Source organism: Paenarthrobacter sp. JL.01a, assembly GCF_025452095.1.
Taxonomy (GTDB): Bacteria; Actinomycetota; Actinomycetes; order Actinomycetales; family Micrococcaceae; genus Arthrobacter.
Map to the genome: position 1 here is coordinate 1,287,888 of NZ_CP104877.1, position 18,178 is coordinate 1,306,065.

The 18,178-nt window shown below is 63.4% G+C and carries 18 protein-coding genes; 13 read left to right on the forward strand and 5 right to left on the reverse strand.

Annotated elements, in window-relative coordinates:
- Nucleotides 1–21 precede the first annotated feature (21 nt).
- The 5 genes from N5P29_RS06295 to sdhC form a co-directional block, all read right to left on the reverse strand.
- Nucleotides 22–798 (reverse strand): alpha/beta hydrolase, encoded by a 777-nt coding sequence (locus N5P29_RS06295; RefSeq protein ID WP_262277778.1) that lies wholly within the window; start codon nt 796–798, stop codon nt 22–24.
- Nucleotides 799–912: 114 nt separating this feature from the next.
- Nucleotides 913–1,695 (reverse strand): succinate dehydrogenase iron-sulfur subunit, encoded by a 783-nt coding sequence (locus N5P29_RS06300; RefSeq protein WP_144662357.1) that lies wholly within the window; start codon nt 1,693–1,695, stop codon nt 913–915.
- A complete protein-coding gene (gene sdhA, locus N5P29_RS06305) occupies nt 1,695–3,494 on the reverse strand; it encodes a succinate dehydrogenase flavoprotein subunit (protein WP_262277779.1) in 1,800 nt (599 codons plus the stop codon). The genes N5P29_RS06300 and sdhA overlap by 1 nt, the downstream gene beginning before the upstream one ends.
- Nucleotides 3,495–3,594: 100 nt before the next feature.
- The gene (locus N5P29_RS06310; protein WP_262277780.1) at nt 3,595–4,056 is read right to left on the reverse strand and encodes a succinate dehydrogenase hydrophobic membrane anchor subunit; all 462 of its coding nucleotides are present in this window, start codon (nt 4,054–4,056) and stop codon (nt 3,595–3,597) included.
- A gap of 3 nt (nt 4,057–4,059) precedes the next feature.
- Nucleotides 4,060–4,395: a succinate dehydrogenase, cytochrome b556 subunit gene (gene sdhC / locus N5P29_RS06315; protein WP_262278519.1), complete on the reverse strand. Its 336-nt coding sequence runs from the start codon at nt 4,393–4,395 to the stop codon at nt 4,060–4,062.
- Nucleotides 4,396–4,729: 334 nt separating this feature from the next.
- Here sdhC and N5P29_RS06320 point away from each other — a divergent pair, with 334 nt between their 5' ends.
- From N5P29_RS06320 to N5P29_RS06380, 13 genes are all read left to right on the forward strand, one after another.
- The gene (locus N5P29_RS06320) at nt 4,730–5,827 is read left to right on the forward strand and encodes a mannose-1-phosphate guanylyltransferase (protein WP_410007913.1); all 1,098 of its coding nucleotides are present in this window, start codon (nt 4,730–4,732) and stop codon (nt 5,825–5,827) included.
- Between the two features lie 108 nt (nt 5,828–5,935).
- Entirely contained in the window at nt 5,936–7,141 is a 1,206-nt protein-coding gene (locus tag N5P29_RS06325) for an amidohydrolase (protein ID WP_262277782.1), read from the forward strand.
- 121 nt (nt 7,142–7,262) lie between these two features.
- Nucleotides 7,263–7,697, forward strand: a complete 435-nt coding sequence (locus N5P29_RS06330) for a MarR family winged helix-turn-helix transcriptional regulator (RefSeq protein WP_262277783.1) — start codon at nt 7,263–7,265, stop codon at nt 7,695–7,697.
- Nucleotides 7,698–7,739: 42 nt separating this feature from the next.
- Nucleotides 7,740–8,171 (forward strand): organic hydroperoxide resistance protein, encoded by a 432-nt coding sequence (locus N5P29_RS06335; protein ID WP_262277784.1) that lies wholly within the window; start codon nt 7,740–7,742, stop codon nt 8,169–8,171.
- On the forward strand, nt 8,168–9,190 hold the full coding sequence (locus N5P29_RS06340; RefSeq protein WP_262277785.1) for an NADP-dependent oxidoreductase: 1,023 nt from the start codon (nt 8,168–8,170) through the stop codon (nt 9,188–9,190). Before N5P29_RS06335 ends, N5P29_RS06340 begins: the two co-directional genes overlap by 4 nt.
- Before the next feature lie 287 nt (nt 9,191–9,477).
- Entirely contained in the window at nt 9,478–10,545 is a 1,068-nt protein-coding gene (locus N5P29_RS06345) for a BMP family lipoprotein (RefSeq protein WP_262278520.1), read from the forward strand.
- Nucleotides 10,546–10,678: 133 nt separating this feature from the next.
- A complete protein-coding gene (locus N5P29_RS06350) occupies nt 10,679–12,199 on the forward strand; it encodes an ABC transporter ATP-binding protein (RefSeq protein WP_262277786.1) in 1,521 nt (506 codons plus the stop codon).
- Nucleotides 12,189–13,538: an ABC transporter permease gene (locus tag N5P29_RS06355; protein ID WP_262277787.1), complete on the forward strand. Its 1,350-nt coding sequence runs from the start codon at nt 12,189–12,191 to the stop codon at nt 13,536–13,538. Before N5P29_RS06350 ends, N5P29_RS06355 begins: the two co-directional genes overlap by 11 nt.
- Complete coding sequence (locus tag N5P29_RS06360; protein WP_262277788.1) at nt 13,535–14,824, forward strand: ABC transporter permease; 1,290 nt, start codon at nt 13,535–13,537, stop codon at nt 14,822–14,824. The genes N5P29_RS06355 and N5P29_RS06360 overlap by 4 nt, the downstream gene beginning before the upstream one ends.
- A 2-nt stretch (nt 14,825–14,826) precedes the next feature.
- Nucleotides 14,827–15,240 carry a cytidine deaminase gene (locus tag N5P29_RS06365; protein WP_262277789.1) on the forward strand — a complete coding sequence of 138 codons (414 nt, stop codon included), beginning with the start codon at nt 14,827–14,829 and terminating at the stop codon, nt 15,238–15,240.
- Nucleotides 15,227–16,537, forward strand: a complete 1,311-nt coding sequence (locus N5P29_RS06370) for a thymidine phosphorylase (protein ID WP_262277790.1) — start codon at nt 15,227–15,229, stop codon at nt 16,535–16,537. Before N5P29_RS06365 ends, N5P29_RS06370 begins: the two co-directional genes overlap by 14 nt.
- Nucleotides 16,538–16,623: 86 nt before the next feature.
- Complete coding sequence (locus tag N5P29_RS06375) at nt 16,624–17,274, forward strand: DedA family protein (RefSeq protein ID WP_262277791.1); 651 nt, start codon at nt 16,624–16,626, stop codon at nt 17,272–17,274.
- Nucleotides 17,275–17,466: 192 nt separating this feature from the next.
- On the forward strand, nt 17,467–18,150 hold the full coding sequence (locus N5P29_RS06380) for a DedA family protein (protein ID WP_262278521.1): 684 nt from the start codon (nt 17,467–17,469) through the stop codon (nt 18,148–18,150).
- Nucleotides 18,151–18,178 lie beyond the last annotated feature (28 nt).

Consider the following 18,178-nt stretch of genomic DNA (forward strand, 5'->3'; position numbering starts at 1 on the left):
TTACTTGGGTGCGCAGGGCCGTCAGGTGGCGTTGCGGATCTCCAGATACGGGTCGGCCCAGGCACCGATGATGCGCGCCACTCGCGCCGCCTGGCCCTTCCCCGTGAGGAGATGCTCGCTGCCTTCAAGGGAGATAAAGCTCCGGGGATGCCGGGCAGTGCGGAAGATTTCACTCGCGTTGTCGATGCCCACGGTGTTGTCGGTGGGGGAGTGCATCACCATGAGGGGCTTGTGGAGCGTCCGGATGCAGTCGCGCAGGTCAGCCCGCTCCACGTCCTCCACGAAGTGCCGGCGGATCTCCATGGGACGTCCGCCCAGGTCCACCACGGCACTTCCGTCACGCAGGATGGACTCGATTTCGGCGTCGAACATGTGCTCTACATGCTTGGGCTCATACGGCGCGCCAACAGTCACCACGGCGTTCAGCCCCGGAATGTCACGGGCAGCGGCCAGCACAGCCGCCCCGCCGAATGAGTGTCCTACCAGCAAAGAGATCTCCCGGCCTGTGAGCCGCATGAAGTCTGCCGCCAGGATCGTGTCGGCCACCTTGACGCTGAAGGACCCGGCAGACCATTCGCCTTCGGACCCGCCGAGGCCCAGGTTGTCGAACCGGAGCATGCCAACACCCTGCTCAGCCAGTCCTTTGCAAATACGCGACGCCGCAGGGCTGTCCTTGCCCAGCGTCAGTCCGTGAGAGTAGACGCCCCAGCCCCGCACGGGACCTTCGGGTACGTCCACAATTCCGGCCAGCGTATCGCCGGTGCTTCCTGTGAAGCTGATCTTCTCAGAGCGTGACACGCTGGTCTCCTTGCGTTGCGATGTGGGTTGCGGCAGTTGATTAACGACGACGGCGCCCCTCACCTGCGCAGGTGAGCGGCGCCGTCGTCGTGCTGTTCTTGAGGGAACGGCTGACTAGATCTTGCGGGCCAGGATGGCTTGCTTGACCTCGGCGATTGCCTTGGTCACCTGGATGCCACGGGGGCATGCTTCCGAGCAGTTGAAGGTGGTGCGGCAGCGCCACACGCCTTCCTTGTCGTTGAGGATCTCAAGGCGCATGTCGCCGGCGTCATCACGGGAATCGAAAATGAAGCGGTGTGCGTTGACGATTGCTGCCGGGCCGAAGTACTGGCCGTCGGTCCAGAAGACCGGGCAGGACGAGGTGCAGGCTGCGCACAGGATGCACTTGGTGGTGTCGTCAAAGCGCTCACGGTCCTCGACGGACTGCAGGCGTTCCTTGGTGGGCTCGTGGCCCTTGTTGATCAGGAACGGCATCACTTCGCGGAAGGACTGGAAGAACGGTTCCATGTCCACGATCAGGTCCTTCTCCACGGGGAGGCCCTTGATCGGCTCGACGGTGATGGGCTTGGACGTATCCAGGTCCTTCAGCAGCGTCTTGCAGGCGAGGCGGTTGCGGCCGTTGATGCGCATGGCATCGGAGCCACAAACACCGTGGGCGCAGGAGCGGCGGAACGAAACCGTGCCGTCGATCTCCCACTTGACCTTGTGCAGGGCGTCCAGAACACGGTCCGTGCCGTACATGGTCAGCTTGTAGTCGTCCCAGCGGGCTTCTTCCGAGATCTCGGGATCATAGCGGCGCACGCGGAGCGTGATGTGGAACGTGGGAATTTCACCGTCGCCGGCAACACTCGCCGGGAGCTCGATCTTGGATGCGGGCTCTGCCATTTCGGTCGTCATTAGTACTTACGCTCCATCGGCTCGTAACGGGTGAAGATCACGGGCTTCGTCTCCAGACGGATGCCCGCAACGGATTCCGCCGAGGAGGCGGCAGTGACGGAGTTGTCCAGGTAAGCCATGGAGTGCTTCATGAACTTCTCGTCGTCGCGGTCCGGGAAGTCCTCGCGATAGTGGCCACCGCGGGACTCTTCACGGTGCAGCGCACCGACGGTCATGACCTTGGCCATGTCCAGCAGGAAGCCCAGCTCCACAGCTTCCAGGAGGTCCAGGTTGAAGCGCTTGCCCTTGTCCTGGACGGTAACGTGCTTGTACCGCTCTTCAAAGGATGCAATGTCGCGGAGAACCTGCTCCAGGGACTCCTTGGTGCGGAACACCTGCATGTTGGCATCCATGGTGTCCTGCAGTTCCTTGCGGATCTGCGCGACGCGCTCGGTGCCGTTGCCGCTGAGCAGACCATCAAGGATGCCGCGGGTCATTGCCTCGGGGTCCTCGGGCAGCTCGACGAAGTCGGCGGTCTTGGAGTACTCAGCAGCAGCGATGCCGGCACGCTTGCCGAAGACGTTGATGTCCAGGAGCGAGTTGGTGCCCAGGCGGTTCGATCCGTGCACGGACACGCAGGCAACTTCACCGGCTGCGTACAGTCCGGGAACGATCGTGTCGTTGTCCTGGAGCACTTCGGTGGTGATGTTGGTGGGGATGCCGCCCATGGCGTAGTGAGCGGTCGGGAACACCGGGACGGGATCGGTGAACGGTTCCACGCCAAGATAGGTGCGGGCGAACTCCGTGATGTCCGGAAGCTTGGCCTCGATGTGTGCAGGCTCAAGGTGGGTGAGGTCCAGAAGGACGTAGTCCTTGTTCGGGCCACAACCGCGTCCCTCACGCACTTCGTTCGCCATGGCGCGGGCCACGATGTCACGGGGTGCGAGGTCCTTGATGGTGGGGGCGTAGCGCTCCATGAAGCGCTCACCCTCGGAGTTACGCAGGATGGCACCTTCACCACGCGCACCCTCGGTAAGGAGGATGCCCAGGCCGGCGAGGCCTGTCGGGTGGAATTGGAAGAACTCCATGTCCTCAAGGGGGATGCCGCGGCGGAAGGCGATGCCCATGCCGTCACCGGTCAGGGTGTGGGCGTTGGAGGTGGTCTTGAAGACCTTGCCGGCGCCGCCGGAGGCGAAGACGACGGACTTGGCCTGGAAGACGTGCAGTTCGCCCGAAGCGAGGTCGTAGGAGACGACGCCGGCAACACGCTTCTGCTTGTACGGCGTACCGTCCTCGCGTACTGCGTCTTCCTCGACGATCAGCAGGTCAAGGACGTAGTACTCGTTGTAGAACTCAACGTTGTGCTTGACGCAGTTTTGGTACAGGGTCTGGAGGATCATGTGACCCGTACGGTCTGCTGCATAGCAGGCGCGGCGGACAGGAGCCTTGCCGTGGTCACGGGTGTGGCCACCGAAGCGTCGCTGGTCGATCCGGCCCTCGGGGGTGCGGTTGAACGGCAGACCCATCTTTTCCAGGTCAAGCACGGCGTCGATGGCTTCCTTCGCCATGACCTCGGCTGCGTCCTGGTCAACCAGGTAGTCGCCACCCTTGATGGTGTCAAAGGTGTGCCATTCCCAGTTGTCTTCCTCGACGTTGGCCAGTGCTGCACACATGCCACCCTGGGCCGCACCGGTGTGCGAGCGGGTGGGGTAGAGCTTGGTCAGTACCGCTGTGCGTGCGCGCTGACCGGACTCGATCGCGGCGCGCATGCCGGCGCCACCTGCACCGACAATGACGACGTCGTACTTATGGACCTGCATACCAGATGCTCTCTCTTTCAAAAATTCAGATGGTCGGCGGAGGCTGCTCCGCTACTTCAGGCGGACCGGCAAGCCGGCCACGCCGATGCGGCACGGGCCGCTACGGTGCCGGGCAGAATCCGCCGGGAAGCTGGACGCCGTCGACGACGGGGCACGGGTTGAACGTGAAGATCACCAGGGTGCCGAGGATGATGATGACCAGCGTTGCCGCGTAGAGGACCATCTTGAGCCAGAAGCGCGTGGAATCCTTCTCGGCGTAGTCGTTGATGATGGTGCGGACGCCGTTGGTGCCGTGCAGCATGGCAAGCCACAGCATGGCCAGGTCCCAGAACTGCCAGAAGGGATCGGCCCACTTGCCGGCGACAAAACCGAAGTCGATGGCATGGATGCCTTCGCCCACCAGGAGGTTCACGAAGAGGTGGCCGAAGATCAGCACCACCAGCACGATGCCGGACAGGCGCATGAAGAGCCAGGCGATCATCTCGAAGTTGCCGCGGCTGGAGCCATTGCGGTTGTACTTCGGGGCGATCTTCCCGGTGCGGGGGGATTCGATGGTTGTCATGGCTTAGTGGCCTCCCAGCGCGAGGGAAAGGTGGCGGATAGCGAAGCCGGCGAACGTGACCAGCCACAGTGCAAGCACGACCCACAGCATCTGGCGCTGGTACTTCGCGCCCTTCTTCCAGAAGTCGATCGCGATCACACGCAGGCCGTTGAAGGCGTGGTAGATGATCGCAGCGACCAGGCCCGTTTCACCCAGGGCCATGAGGGGGTTCTTGTAAGCACCAATGACGGCCGTGTAGGCCTCAGGGGACACGCGCACCAATGAGGTGTCCAGCACATGGACCAACAAGAAGAAAAAGATCACTACACCGGTAATACGGTGTCCAACCCAGGACCACATGCCTTCACGGCCGCGGTACAAGGTGCCAGCTGGTTTTGTCGGCACTGATTAAACCTTCCTGCAACACAGCGGCGCTGGCATGGGATCCATGCGGGGGGAACGCCTGCTGCGAGAGCACTCGTAGCTCACGCCTAAATCTAGGCTTCGCTCACAGCATATTCAATTTAGGCCCGGCTTCTCTGCTTGTTAATTCCATGTTTCCTGCCCGGATTCAGGCGATTTTGGGTACCGTCTGAGACGAACGCCACATCCGTGGCGTTCTGCGGAGCTTCCCGGTTGCGTCGGATAAAGTGTTGCGGTGAGTACAGAAGACGCGAAATACCCGGAATCGCCCATGAACCGCTTCCATGCGGTCATTCCGGCGGGCGGTGTGGGGACCCGGCTGTGGCCACTCTCGCGTGCCGCCGCGCCTAAGTTCCTGCACGACCTCACCGGGTCGGGCAGCACCTTGTTGAGGGCTACCTACGACCGCTTGGAGCCGCTGGCCGGCGAACGCGTGCTAGTAGTAACCGGCGAGGCCCACCGCGCGGCAGTCTGCCGCCAGCTCCCCGAAGTGGGCGACGACGAGCTCGTCCTTGAGAGTGAGCCCAAGGATTCCGGCGCCGCCATCGGCCTCGCTGCGGCCATCCTTTACCGCCGCGATCCTGACACCATCATGGGCTCCTTCGCCGCAGATCAGGTGATCAGCCCCGACGACCTCTTCCAGGAGACGGTCCGGGAAGCGATCTACACCGCAGCCAAGGGCAAGATCGTCACCATCGGCATCAAGCCCACGCACCCATCCACGGGTTTCGGCTACATCCGCTCCGGCGCCGCGCTCAACATTGACGGTGCACCGAATGCCCTGGCCGTTGCGGAGTTCGTTGAGAAGCCCAGCCAGGAAGTTGCCGACAAGTACGTCGAGGCAGGCGATTACGTGTGGAACGCCGGCATGTTCGTCGCTCCCGTGGCGCTGATGCTCAGGCACCTCGAAGCCAACCAGCCCGAGCTCTTCGCAGGTCTCCAGGAGATTGCCGCGGCATGGGACACTCCGCAGCGTGCCGAAGTAACGGCCCGGGTTTGGCCCACCCTGCCCAAGATTGCCATTGACTACGCCGTCGCCGAGCCCGCAGCGGCAGCCGGCGATGTCGCCGTCGTGCCTGGCACCTTCCGCTGGGACGACGTCGGTGACTTTGCCGCGATCGGTCGCCTGAACAACGCCGGCGACGTCGATGAAGTGACGGTTCTCGGCGAGGGCGCACGCGTGTTCGCGGAGAATGCCAGCGGCGTGGTGGTTTCCGATACCAAGCGCGTCATTGCCCTCATCGGTATCAAGGACGTCGTGATCGTCGATACCCCGGATGCGCTGCTGGTCACCACCAAGGAGCACGCCCAATTGGTGAAGGGCACTGTTGACGCCCTGAAGGCCAGCGGCGACACGGACGTCCTGTAGCGCCGTCTTATACCGTGAGCCACCTCTTTGGTTGTCCTGCGTCTGAACGCGGCGTAACCAAGAGGTGGCTTTCGTTCTTCCAGTGCCGTGGATGGCTAGAGTTGTGACGTGCGCAATTACACGACTGAAACTGAGCCCACTCCTGTCGTTGGCCCCTGGGTTGATGAACTGTTGCCAGGACTCATCGAATTCCGGCGCGACCTCCATGCGCATCCGGAGCTGTCCTTCAAGGAGTTCCGGACCACGGACAAGCTCGTGGAACGGCTCGAAGCGGCCGGGCTGAATCCGCGCCGGCTCGAAGGCACCGGCTTGACGGTTGACGTGGGGGAGGGCCCCATCGCGACAGCCCTTCGTGGTGATATTGACGCCTTGCCGATCATCGAGGAAAGCGGACTGCCGTTCGCCTCCAAGAACCATGGTGTCACCCACGCCTGCGGCCACGACATCCACACCACCACCATGCTGGGCATCGCCTTGGTGCTCCAGCGGATGCATAAGAACAATCCGCTGGGCGGGACTGTCCGGATCATTTTCCAGCCCGCTGAGGAAACCATGCCGGGCGGAGCATTGTCCTGCATCGAACAGGGTGTGTTGGAGGGTGTTCCGCGCATCCTTGCCCTGCACTGCGATCCGCGCATCAACGTCGGCCAGATCGGTACCCGCATCGGCGCCATTACCTCTGCCTCCGACACCATCAAGATCGAACTTTCCGGACGCGGTGGGCACACGTCCCGTCCTCATCTGACCGAGGACCTGGTCTTCGCGCTGGCGCAGATCGCCGTCAATGTACCTGCAGTGCTTTCCCGCAGGGTGGATGTCCGCAGTGGCGTTTCCGTGGTGTGGGGCCAGATTTCGGCAGGTTCGGCACCGAATGCCATTCCGGGTTCGGGATACATGGCCGGCACCATGCGCTGCCTGGACCGTGACGCCTGGCATGGTGCGGGGGAGCTGCTGGACGACGTCGTGAAGCAGGTCGCCGCACCATACGGGGTGGACGTGCACCTGGAGCACACCCGTGGCGTCCCCCCGGTAGTGAACTCGGAGCACGAGACCGCGCTCATCGAGGCATCCGCCCGGGCTGAGCTGGGGGAGAACGCAGTAGTCCTGACTCCCCAGTCCATGGGCGGGGAGGATTTCGCGTGGTTCCTGGCGGATCTCCCCGGTGCCATGATGCGCCTGGGCACCCACACTCCGGGCGGCGAAGAATATGACCTGCACCGCGGAGACTTCATCGTGGACGAGCGTGCTCTGGGGTACGCCATCCGGGTCCTCACGGGTGCCGCCCTCCGTACAATCCGGGATCTCGAACAGTAACCCAACTGAGGGACAGCACATGCTCTAGTGAGTGCTCAGTGGAGCATGTGCTGTCCCTCAGTTGGGTAGGATGCGCTGGAATGAGTTGTGCACAATTGAATTGTGCACTATCGTTTTATTCATGAGTGATGCACCCCGCCTCCGCCACCAGGTCTGCTTCGCGCTGTACTCAGCATCCAAGGCCGCGACGGCGGTCTACCGCCCCGTGCTGGACGACCTTGGGCTGACTTACCCGCAGTACCTGGTGATGCTGGTGTTGTGGGAGCAGGAGCCGCGAAGTGTCCGTGAGCTTGGCGCTGAACTGGGCCTCGATTCCGGTACGTTGTCACCCCTGCTCAAGCGCCTCGAAGGCCTGGGGCTCGTCGAGCGGAAGCGCTCCGCCGACGACGAACGTCGCGTGGACGTCGTGCTGACCGACGCCGGAACGGCCCTCAGCGCCAGGGCCCAGGCAGTGCCGCAGCGCCTGGCCGACGCCGCAGGTCTCGACGCCGCCGAGATCCAGCAGCTGCACGCGACCCTCGGCAAGCTCACGGCAGCGCTGAACAGCTCACTCTGAAATTTTCCCGCCATCGAATTCCCGAAGAGAAACGGAAACACCTTGAAGACTCTCTACACAGCCGAGGCACTTGCCTCCGGTGAAGGCCGCGACGGCAACGCCCGCACCAAGGACGGCAAACTGGATGTGGCCCTGGCCAGCCCCGTGGAACTGGGTGGCAACGGCCAGGGAACCAACCCCGAGCAGCTTTTCGCCGCCGGTTACGCTGCGTGCTTCCACTCCGCACTGAGGCTTGTCGGCCGGAAGGAACGCGCGGATGTCAGCGACTCCGCTGTAGCCGCCAAGATCCACTTCGGTGCATTGACCGACAGCGAAGGCTACGGCCTTGCCGCTGAGCTGGAGATCGCCCTGCCTGCCCTGGACCGCGAAACCGCCGAAGCCTTGATGGCCAAGGCGCACCAGATCTGCCCCTACTCCAACGCCACCCGCGGCAACATGGCCGTGGACCTCAAGCTCGTGGAGTTCGCAGCATGAGCGCCGCCGCCAGCACGCCGGTGGAAACCCGCGAGATCCAGCTCGCTTCACGTCCGGTAGGCCGTCCCGCCCCGGAGAACTTCCGCTTGGCGCAGGCCGCGCTGCCCGAGCTCGCTGAAGGCCAGATTCTGGTGAAGAACCAGTTCATGTCCGTGGATCCCTACATGCGCGGCCGCATGAACGACGTCAAGTCGTACTCGGCGCCGTTCCGCCTGGATGCAGCGCTCGACGGCGGCGCCGTAGGTGAGGTGATCGCGTCCCGTTCTGACGCGCACAAGGTGGGTGACGTCGTCGTGCATCAACTGGGCTGGCGTGAACACGCGGTGGTGGACGCCGCGGCGACCACGCCTGTGCCGGGCGGGCTTGCCCCGACCTCTGCTTTCCTTGGTGCGCTGGGCATGACCGGCCTGACCGCCTACGCCGGCCTGCTGAAGGTGGCCGAGTTCAAGGAAGGCGACGTCGTCTTCGTCTCCGGTGCGGCCGGCGCGGTCGGTTCCATGGTGGGCCAGATCGCCAGGGCCATGGGTGCCTCCAAAGTCATCGGCAGCGCGGGTTCGGCGGAGAAAGTCGACCGGCTTCTGGAACTCGGCTTTGATGCCGCGTTCAACTACAACGACGGTCCAGTCCTCGACCAGCTCCAGGAAGCTGCGGGGGAGCGCGGCATCGACGTGTACTTCGACAACGTCGGCGGGGAACACCTTGAGGCCGCGCTGGCCACCCTCACCGTCGGTGGCCGGGTGGCGATGTGTGGCGCCATCGCCCAGTACAACTCCACCGAACCGCCGGCCGCGCCCCGTAACCTGGCCGTCGCGATCGGCAAGCAGCTGACCCTTCGCGGCTTCCTCGTCGGCGGCCAGCGCCAGCACACCGCCGAGTTTGCCCAAAAGATGGCCGGTTGGCTTGCCGACGGCACCATCAGCTACGACGAGACGATCGTTGACGGACTGGAAAACGCCCCGCAGGCCTTCATTGATCTGCTGGACGGTGCCAACACCGGAAAGATGCTCGTCCGGCTGTAGGTGACGGTAGCCGGGTGTGACTTGCGCACCCGGCTACTGCTTGGTAACAAAAAGTCAACAATCTGTCCGGGAGGGCGGCTTTGTGCTACTCGGGTGTGTTCCAGGCCACTAGGGTTGTTCATATTAGTGCGCCTCGGCGCAGTGCTGCGAAGCCTCAGTGAAAACAGAATTTCTGCCCCGAAGTTTTTGGAAACGGACACTCATTGACCATCCGTCGTAGCGCCAATCACTTTCTTCCTGGAGGAAAATTGAAGAAACCACTGCGTGCCACCCTGAAGCGCGGTTCAATGGCCGGTGTTGCAACCGTCGGCGCAGCAGCGCTCCTGCTGACCGGCTGTGGCCAGGCCCCCGACGCCGGATCCGGCGCCGCTACCAAGAGCGATTTCCTCGGATGCATCGTTTCCGACTCCGGCGGATTCGACGACCAGTCGTTCAACCAGTCCTCGTATGAAGGCCTGAAGAAGACTGAGAAGGACCTTGGCATCCAGACCAAGTCGGCCGAGTCCAAGGCCAACAGCGACTTCGAAACCAACCTCAACGGCATGGTTTCCGCCGGCTGCAACCTGACCATCACTGTGGGCTTCCTCCTGGGCGATGCCACCAAGGCTGCCGCCGAGAAGAACACCGACAAGCACTTCGCCATCATCGACTTCGCGTACGACACCCCTGTCGCCAACGTCAAGCCCGTCGTCTACGACACCGCCCAGGCTGCCTACCTCGCGGGCTACGCCGCAGCAGCAACGTCCAAGACCGGCAAGGTGGGCACCTTCGGCGGCATCAAGATCCCGACCGTGACGATCTTCATGGACGGCTTCTACGACGGCGTCCAGGCCTACAACAAGGCCAAGGGCAAGAACGTCCAGGTTGTTGGCTGGGACAAGAACACCCAGGACGGCTCCTTCACCGGTGACTTCGAGAAGCAGGACACCGGCAAGCAGGTCACCATCAACCTCCTGGACCAGGGCGCGGACATCGTCATGCCCGTGGCAGGTCCGGTCGGCAAGGGTGCAGGCGCAGCCCTCAAGGAAGCCAAGGCTGCCGGCAAGGACGTCAAGCTCATCTGGGTTGACTCCGACGGCTACCTGACCGCTCCCGAGTACAAGGACCTCATGCTGACCTCCGTGGTGAAGCAGATGGGCGAGGCCGTTGAAACCGTGGTGAAGGACGACAAGGACGGCAAGTTCAGCAACGAAGCGTACGTTGGCACACTCGCCAACGACGGCGTGGCCATCGCCCCGTTCCACGACCTCGATTCCGCTGTTTCTTCCGAAACCAAGTCCGAACTCGACGCCATCAAGGCGGACATTGTCTCCGGCAAGCTGGTTGTCGAATCGAAGGCAAGCCCCAAGAAGTAAGCAATTCCTGGACGCGCCGCCAGTACCGTGCCCCGGTACTGGCGGCGCGTTTTTGCCCTGACTAGGCTGATCCCAAAGCTCGTGGCTTTGGAGCTGTTCAGCCGTCCCTCGGACTCAAAGAACGGTGGGAGTTGTGAAACTCGAATTGAAGGGGATCTCGAAAGCGTTCGGGACCTTCTATGCCAACCAAGACATCGACCTCGTGGTCGAATCCGGCCAGATCCATTGCCTCCTGGGCGAAAACGGCGCCGGCAAATCAACGCTCATGAATGTGCTTTACGGGCTGTATGAGCCCACCGCCGGCCAGATCCTGGTGGACGACAAGCCGGTAAACTTCCGTGGCCCCGGTGACGCCATGGCGGCCGGTATCGGCATGGTGCACCAGCACTTCATGCTGGTCCCTGTTTTCACGGTGGCCGAAAACGTAGCGCTCGGTGCCGAACCGACGTCGTTCGGCGGCGTCCTCAGCATCGATGAGACCCGGAAAAAGATTCGGGAAATTTCCGACAAGTACGGCTTCGACGTCGATCCCGATGCCCTGGTGGAAGACCTCCCGGTGGGCGTCCAACAGCGCGTGGAAATCATCAAGGCCCTGGTCCGTGAAGCCAAGGTCCTCATCCTGGACGAGCCCACAGCCGTGCTCACCCCGCAGGAAACCGACGAATTGCTGGACATCATGCGCCAGCTCAAGGCCGGTGGGACGTCCATCGTCTTCATCTCGCACAAACTGCGCGAAGTTAAAGCCGTCTCCGACGTGATCACAGTGGTCCGCCGCGGCAAAGTGGTGGGCGACGCCCCTCCCACGGCGTCTCCCACTGAGCTCGCCTCCATGATGGTGGGCCGCCCGGTCAGCCTGAGCCTGAACAAGGCCGCCGCCCAGCCCAAGGAAACCACGTTCGTCGTCGAAAACCTCACGGTCCGCGCCGCCAACGGCACCAATGTGGTGGACGGGATCAGCTTCGACATCGCGCAGGGAGAGATCCTGGCGATCGCAGGGGTCCAGGGCAACGGCCAAACCGAACTGACCGAAGCCATCCTCGGAGTCCAGGAACACGTGACAGGCTCGGTGGTCCTGGACGGGAAGCAACTCCTGGGCCTGCCCGTCAAGGACGTCCTGCGTTCGGGCGTCGGCTTTGTTCCCGAAGACCGGACTGTTGACGGCTTGGTGGGGCCTTTCTCGGTGGCCGAGAACCTGGTTCTTGACCTCTACGACCAGGCTCCTTTTGCCAGCGGCATCAGCATGAAGCCCGCCAAAGTGGCCGAACATGCCAAAGCCAAGATCGAGGAATTCGACATCCGGACACCCTCGGCCGGTTCGGCTGCGGGAACACTGTCCGGCGGCAACCAGCAAAAGGTGGTCATGGCCCGGGAACTCTCCCGGCCGCTCCGGTTGTTCATCGCAAGCCAGCCGACCCGCGGCGTGGACGTAGGCTCCATCGAGTTCCTGCACAAGCGCATTGTGGCCGAGCGGGATGTCGGAACGCCGGTGATGATCGTTTCCACCGAGCTTGATGAAGTCATCGAACTCGCAGACAGGATCGCCGTGCTCTACAAGGGCAAACTCGTGGGAATCGTCCCGGCGGGAACACCCCGTGACACGCTCGGCTTGATGATGGCCGGCGTCGGCCCGGAAGGAGGCTCCGATGACCACTAGCAGCGACGGGTCCACCAAGGACCAAACCCCTGAAGAGTCCACTGCCGAAGTACGGGCAGCAGACGTCGCCCTGGATACGGCCGGAGGAACCCTTGAGCCGTCCATTGTCCCGGTTTCTTCCCAGAGCGGGGATCCGGGACACCACCAGGGCAACCTGATGCGGCGCATCGTCATGGGCAATGGCTTCGTGTCGGTTTTGGCCGTCATTGTGGCGCTGTTCCTCGGCGGCCTGCTGATTGCCAGCACCGATGCCCAGGTTGCCAAGACCGCGGGCTACCTCTTCGCCCGTCCGAGCGACTTCCTGACCGCACTGTGGTCTGCCATGACGGACAGCTACGTGGCTCTCTTCCAGGGCTCGGTCTTCAGCCCCCGGCAGGGCTTCAAGCCCCTCCTTGAGACGATGACCGTTGCCACGCCCCTGATCTGTGCCGGCCTGGGCGTTGCCCTGGCCTTCCGTGCGGGCCTTTTCAACATCGGCGCGCAGGGCCAGATCATCATCAGCGCCACCCTTGCCGCTTACGTGGGTTTCACCTGGCACCTGCCGTTCGGCCTGCACCTGCTCCTGGTGATCGTCATGGGTGTCCTCGGCGGCGCCGCTTGGGGCGCGATCGTCGGTATCCTCAAAGCCCGGACCGGCGCGCACGAAGTCATCGTGACCATCATGCTGAACTACGTGGCCCTGTTCCTGCTGGACTTCCTCCTGAACACCGCGGCATTCCGGCGGCCCGGGGACAACAGCCCCATCTCGCCGCGACTGGACGAATCCGCCACCTACCCGGTATTCATTCCTGGGTCCCGGCTCCACCTGGGCTTCCTGGTAGCCATCGCGCTGACCTACGGCGTGTGGTGGATGTTGAACCGGTCCACCATCGGCTTTGAATTCCGTGCCGTTGGCGCCAACCCGGTCGCTGCCCGTACGGCCGGCGTCAAGGTACCCCGGGCCACCATCCTCGTGATGGCACTGGCCGGTGCCCTCGCCGCCTTCGGTGGCGTCGCGCAGGTCGCCGGCACCGAAAAGGTGCTGACCGGCGGTGTTGCTGCACAGATCGGCTTCGACTCCATCACTGTTGCCTTGCTCGGCCGCAGCACGCCGTGGGGAACGTTCTTCGCGGGACTGTTGTTCGGTGCCTTCCGCGCCGGTGCCGTGCAGATGCAGATCCAAACCGGAACACCCATCGACATCGTGCTGGTGGTCCAGTCCCTGATCGTCCTGTTCATCGCTGCTCCGCCACTGATCCGGTCGATCTTCCGGTTGGAAGGCAAGAAAAAGAAGAAGGACAAGACACCGAAGGCGGCCCCGGAAGCTGCCCTTGCCAATGCCACCGGAGGTGCCAAATGAGCGCGACAACCACTGCCCCCAGGTCGGGGTCCACGGCCCTTCCGGCGTTCCGACCCTCGCTGAAAGTACCCGTTTCACTGGGCGTCCTGGCTCTCATTGCACTGGTCTTCTTCGGTTTCCTCGGCTCCGACAAGACCGCGGAGATGAAGATCAGCGACACCGGCGACGCCGTCGCCGTCCCGGCGCTGATGATTCCCGGCCAAGCGGGCGGCATCGTGCTCGGAATCCTGTTGCTGGCCATGGCCGCCTACTCGATCTACCTGTGGACGCAGGGGGAGAGGTCACCGAAGTGGCTTCCCATTGCATTCGCGGTGGTGTTCGTTTTCGCCTTGCTGGTGTGGATCGTGGCCGGCGCCCGTCAGCCGTCCATTTCGCTGGCCGGCTTGGTGGCCGGCTCGGTGACCCTCGCGGTTCCCTTGGTCTTCGGCTCGCTTTCGGGTGTGCTGTGTGAGCGCGTCGGCGTGGTCAACATCGCCATCGAAGGCCAGCTTCTGGGCGGCGCGTTCACGGCAGCCCTCGTGGCCACCATGACCGGAAGCCCGTACATCGGCCTGCTCGCTGCGGCCGCTGCCGGTGCGGTCGTCTCCATGGTCCTCGCGGTGTTCAGCATCAAGTACCTCGTGAACCAGATCATCGTCGGTGTCGTCCTCAACGTCCTGGTCTCCGGGCTGACGGGCTTCCTGTACGGCACCCTCATGGTCCCAAACAAGGAACAGTTCAACACTCCCGGCCGCCTGGACATCCTGCCCATCCCGCTGCTTTCGGACATCCCCATCATTGGGCCCATCCTGTTCGAGCAGTCCATCGCCGGCTACCTCATGTACATCGCCGTGGCCGTGGTGTGGTTCGGCCTGTTCAAGACCCGCTGGGGCCTGCGTGTCCGCGCTGTCGGCGAGCACCCGCAGGCTGCTGACACCCTGGGCATCAACGTCAATGCAACGCGTTTCTGGAACGTCACCCTGGGCGGTGCAATTGCCGGTATCGGCGGCGCGGTGTTCACCCTGGTCACCATTGACTCCTTCACCAAGGACATCTCCGGCGGCCGCGGCTTCATTGCGCTGGCGGCCCTGATCTTCGGTCGATGGAATCCGATCGGAGCGTTCCTGGCGTCGCTGCTCTTCGGTTTTGCCTACAACCTGCAGTCAATCCTGGGCATCATCGGAACGCCTGTACCCAGCCAGTTCATGGCCATGCTGCCTTACCTGGTGACCATCTTCGCCGTCGCCGGTCTGGTGGGTAAGTCGCGGCCACCGGCCGCAAGCGGCATACCGTACGTGAAGGGTTGACAATGTCAGCGAACGAGGTCGACTGGCAGGCCCTGGAAGCCGCAGCCGTCCAAGCCATGGCCAATGCTTATGCTCCCTATTCGAAGTTCCCGGTGGGGGCTGCGGCCCTCACCGAGGACGGCAGGATCGTCAGCGGCTGCAATGTGGAGAATGCCAGCTACGGACTGACTCTCTGCGCCGAATGCGCTTTGGTGGGCCAGCTCCACATGAGCGGCGGAGGCAGGATCGCCGCGTTCTATTGCGTGGACGGCCAGGGCAATGTCCTCATGCCCTGCGGGCGCTGCCGCCAGTTGCTCTACGAATTCCGGGCACCCGGAATGCAGCTCATGACCACCCAAGGAATCAAAACCATGGACCAGGTGCTTCCTGACGCCTTTGGTCCTGAACACCTGGAGGAGACCCTTGACCAGCACTGAAGCTTTCGACGCTGTCCAGATCATCACGATCAAACGTGACAAGGGCACGCTCACCCCCGAACAGATCGACTGGACCATCGACGCCTACACGCGCGGTGTCATCGCAGAGGAACAGATGGCGGCCTTGAATATGGCCATCCTGCTCAACGGCATGGACCGCCAGGAGATCTCGCGCTGGACCTCGGCGATGATCGCCTCGGGCGAGCGGATGGACTTCTCGTCCCTGACAACGCCCGACGGCGGCCGGAAGGCTACCAGCGACAAGCACTCCACCGGTGGGGTAGGGGACAAGATCACCCTGCCGCTGGCACCGCTGGTGGCCGTTTTCGGCGTCGCTGTGCCGCAGTTGTCCGGCCGGGGCCTTGGCCACACAGGCGGAACCCTGGACAAGCTCGAAGCGATTCCCGGGTGGCGGGCCAACCTCAGCAACGACGAGATCATGGCCCAGCTCCAGGACGTAGGCGCTGTGATCTGTGCTGCCGGATCGGGACTGGCTCCCGCGGACAAGAAGCTCTACGCCTTGCGGGATGTCACCGGGACAGTGGAGGCCATTCCGCTGATCGCGTCCTCGATCATGAGCAAGAAGATCGCAGAAGGCACGGGCTCGTTGGTGCTGGATGTCAAAGTGGGCTCCGGCGCCTTCATGAAGGACGAAGCGAAGGCCCGCGAGCTTGCCGAGACGATGGTGGCCTTGGGCAAGGACGCAGGAGTACACACCGTGGCCTTGCTCACCGACATGTCTACGCCGTTGGGACTCACCGCAGGCAACGCGATCGAAGTGGAGGAGTCGGTGGAGGTCCTCGCCGGCGGCGGTCCGGAAGACGTCGTCGAACTGACCGTCCGCCTTGCCGAGGAGATGCTGGCCGGTGCCGGTATCCACGACGCCGATCCGGCGGACGCGCTCAAGGACGGCCGCGCGATGGACGTCTGGAACCGGATGATCGAGGCCCAAGGCGGCGATCCCCGGGCGGCGTTGCCGGTGGCCAGGGAGTCCGAGGTGGTTTATGCTCCGGCGGACGGTGTCCTGGTCGAACTGGACGCGCTGTCCGTAGGTGTCGCCGCCTGGCGTCTTGGAGCCGGCCGGGCCCGCAAGGAGGACAAGGTCCAGGCCGGGGCGGGCGTCCGCATGCATGCCAAGCCGGGTGCTTTGGTGCGGGCAGGGGAGCCGCTGATGACGCTCCTTACGGACACCCCGGAAAAGTTCGACCGGGCCAAGGAAGCACTCCGCGACGCGGTGGTCATCGCCCCTGAGGGGTCGCGCCCGGGCAGTCAGCTGATTATCAGCCGAATCGCCTAGGCTTTGTTGTTCCGGGTCATCCAACGGATGGCCCGGAACATTTGTCATCCGGCGCCTGTGGGGGAGCCGCCTACCTTAAGGAAACCGTGCAGGGCATCAACGATTTCATCCTGGCCGCGGCGGGACAGCCGTGGGTGCTGTTCCTGGTGTTGGCGTGCTGCCTGATTGACGGTTTCTTTCCCCCCATTCCCAGCGAGTCCGTGGTGGTGGGCCTCAGCGCGGTATCCGGCAGCAGCGGAGTGCCGAATATCTGGCTGCTCGCCTTCATGGCCGCCCTTGGGGCTTTCGCCGGGGACAACATCGCCTACATCATCGGCAGCCGGATCGGAACGCAGCGATGGCGCTGGATGCGCAGGCAACGGATGCAGGGTGCCTTCCGCTGGGCAGGCAAGGAGCTGCGCCGCCGCGCGGCCTCCCTCATCATGGTGGCCAGGTTCATTCCCATCGGCAGGGTGGCCGTCAACCTGACAGCCGGGGCCACGCACTTCAACCATCGCCGCTTTGTGGCTCTGACTGCGCTTTCGGCGATTCTGTGGGCCAGCTACTCCGTGGTCCTGGGCTACTTCTTTGGCGTCTGGTTCGAGCACAACCATCTGCTGGGGGCTGTCATCGCGATTGTGGTGGCAGTGATCCTTGGCGTCATCATTGACCGCATCATCAGCAAGGTCCGCGGTGCCGCGCCCTTGGACGGCAAGAACATCCCCGAACAGGATGCCCCGCCTCCACCCACGGTATGACGTGGACAGCCTCCCAAGATCAGTCCGCCGGTTGACGACCAGGCAAGGCCCGGCCGATAGCGTTAAGCGTGTGATTCCACGGCTGGGGCGTAGCGAACGACGTCCCGGCCATGGGACACTAAGAGCGACTTCGATCACACTGTCAAGTCATATTCATCTAGGAGCTACCGCCGCGTGGAGTTTTTGAACCAAATGCTCGAGCATGCAGCCGGGCAGCCCTGGATATATCCCGTACTTCTTGTCTTCTTCTTCATTGACGGATTTGCCACCATCCTCCCCAGCGAAACGGCCATTGTTGGGCTCTCGGCGCTGTCCCTTCACAGCGGAGAGCCGAATCTTTGGATCCTGGGCGCCACCGCGCTGGTGGGAGCCATGGCCGGCGACAACATGGCGTACATGCTCGGCCGCAAGATCGGCCTGACCCGCTGGAAGTGGATGCGCCGCCCCAAGGTCCAAAAAATGTTCGCTTGGGCCCAGTACGAGCTCGACAAGCGCGGTGCTGTGCTCATCTTTACGGCCCGCTACATTCCCTGGGGTCGCGTAGCCGTGAACTACGTCGCCGGGCAGACCGGATTCCGGCACCGGACCTTCTTCTGGCTGGATGCCTTCGCCTGCGTCACCTGGGTGGCCTACTCCATCGGCATCGGCCTGCTTGCCGGTCAATGGGTGCACCACAACCCGCTCCTGGGTGTTGGTATCGCCGTCGCCTTCGCCGTGGTGCTGGGCATCATCGTGGACCACACACTGCGCTGGTGGCACAAATACCTGGAGAAAAGGGACCACTCCAGGGAAGCCGCCGCAGCCGCCGAGGCACCTTCGGTGGAAAACTCCCACAAGGCCGTGGTCGGCGTCGACCGTTCCAAGCCCGCTGGCTAAGGTCCCGCCGTCCCCCTAGTCTTAGTAC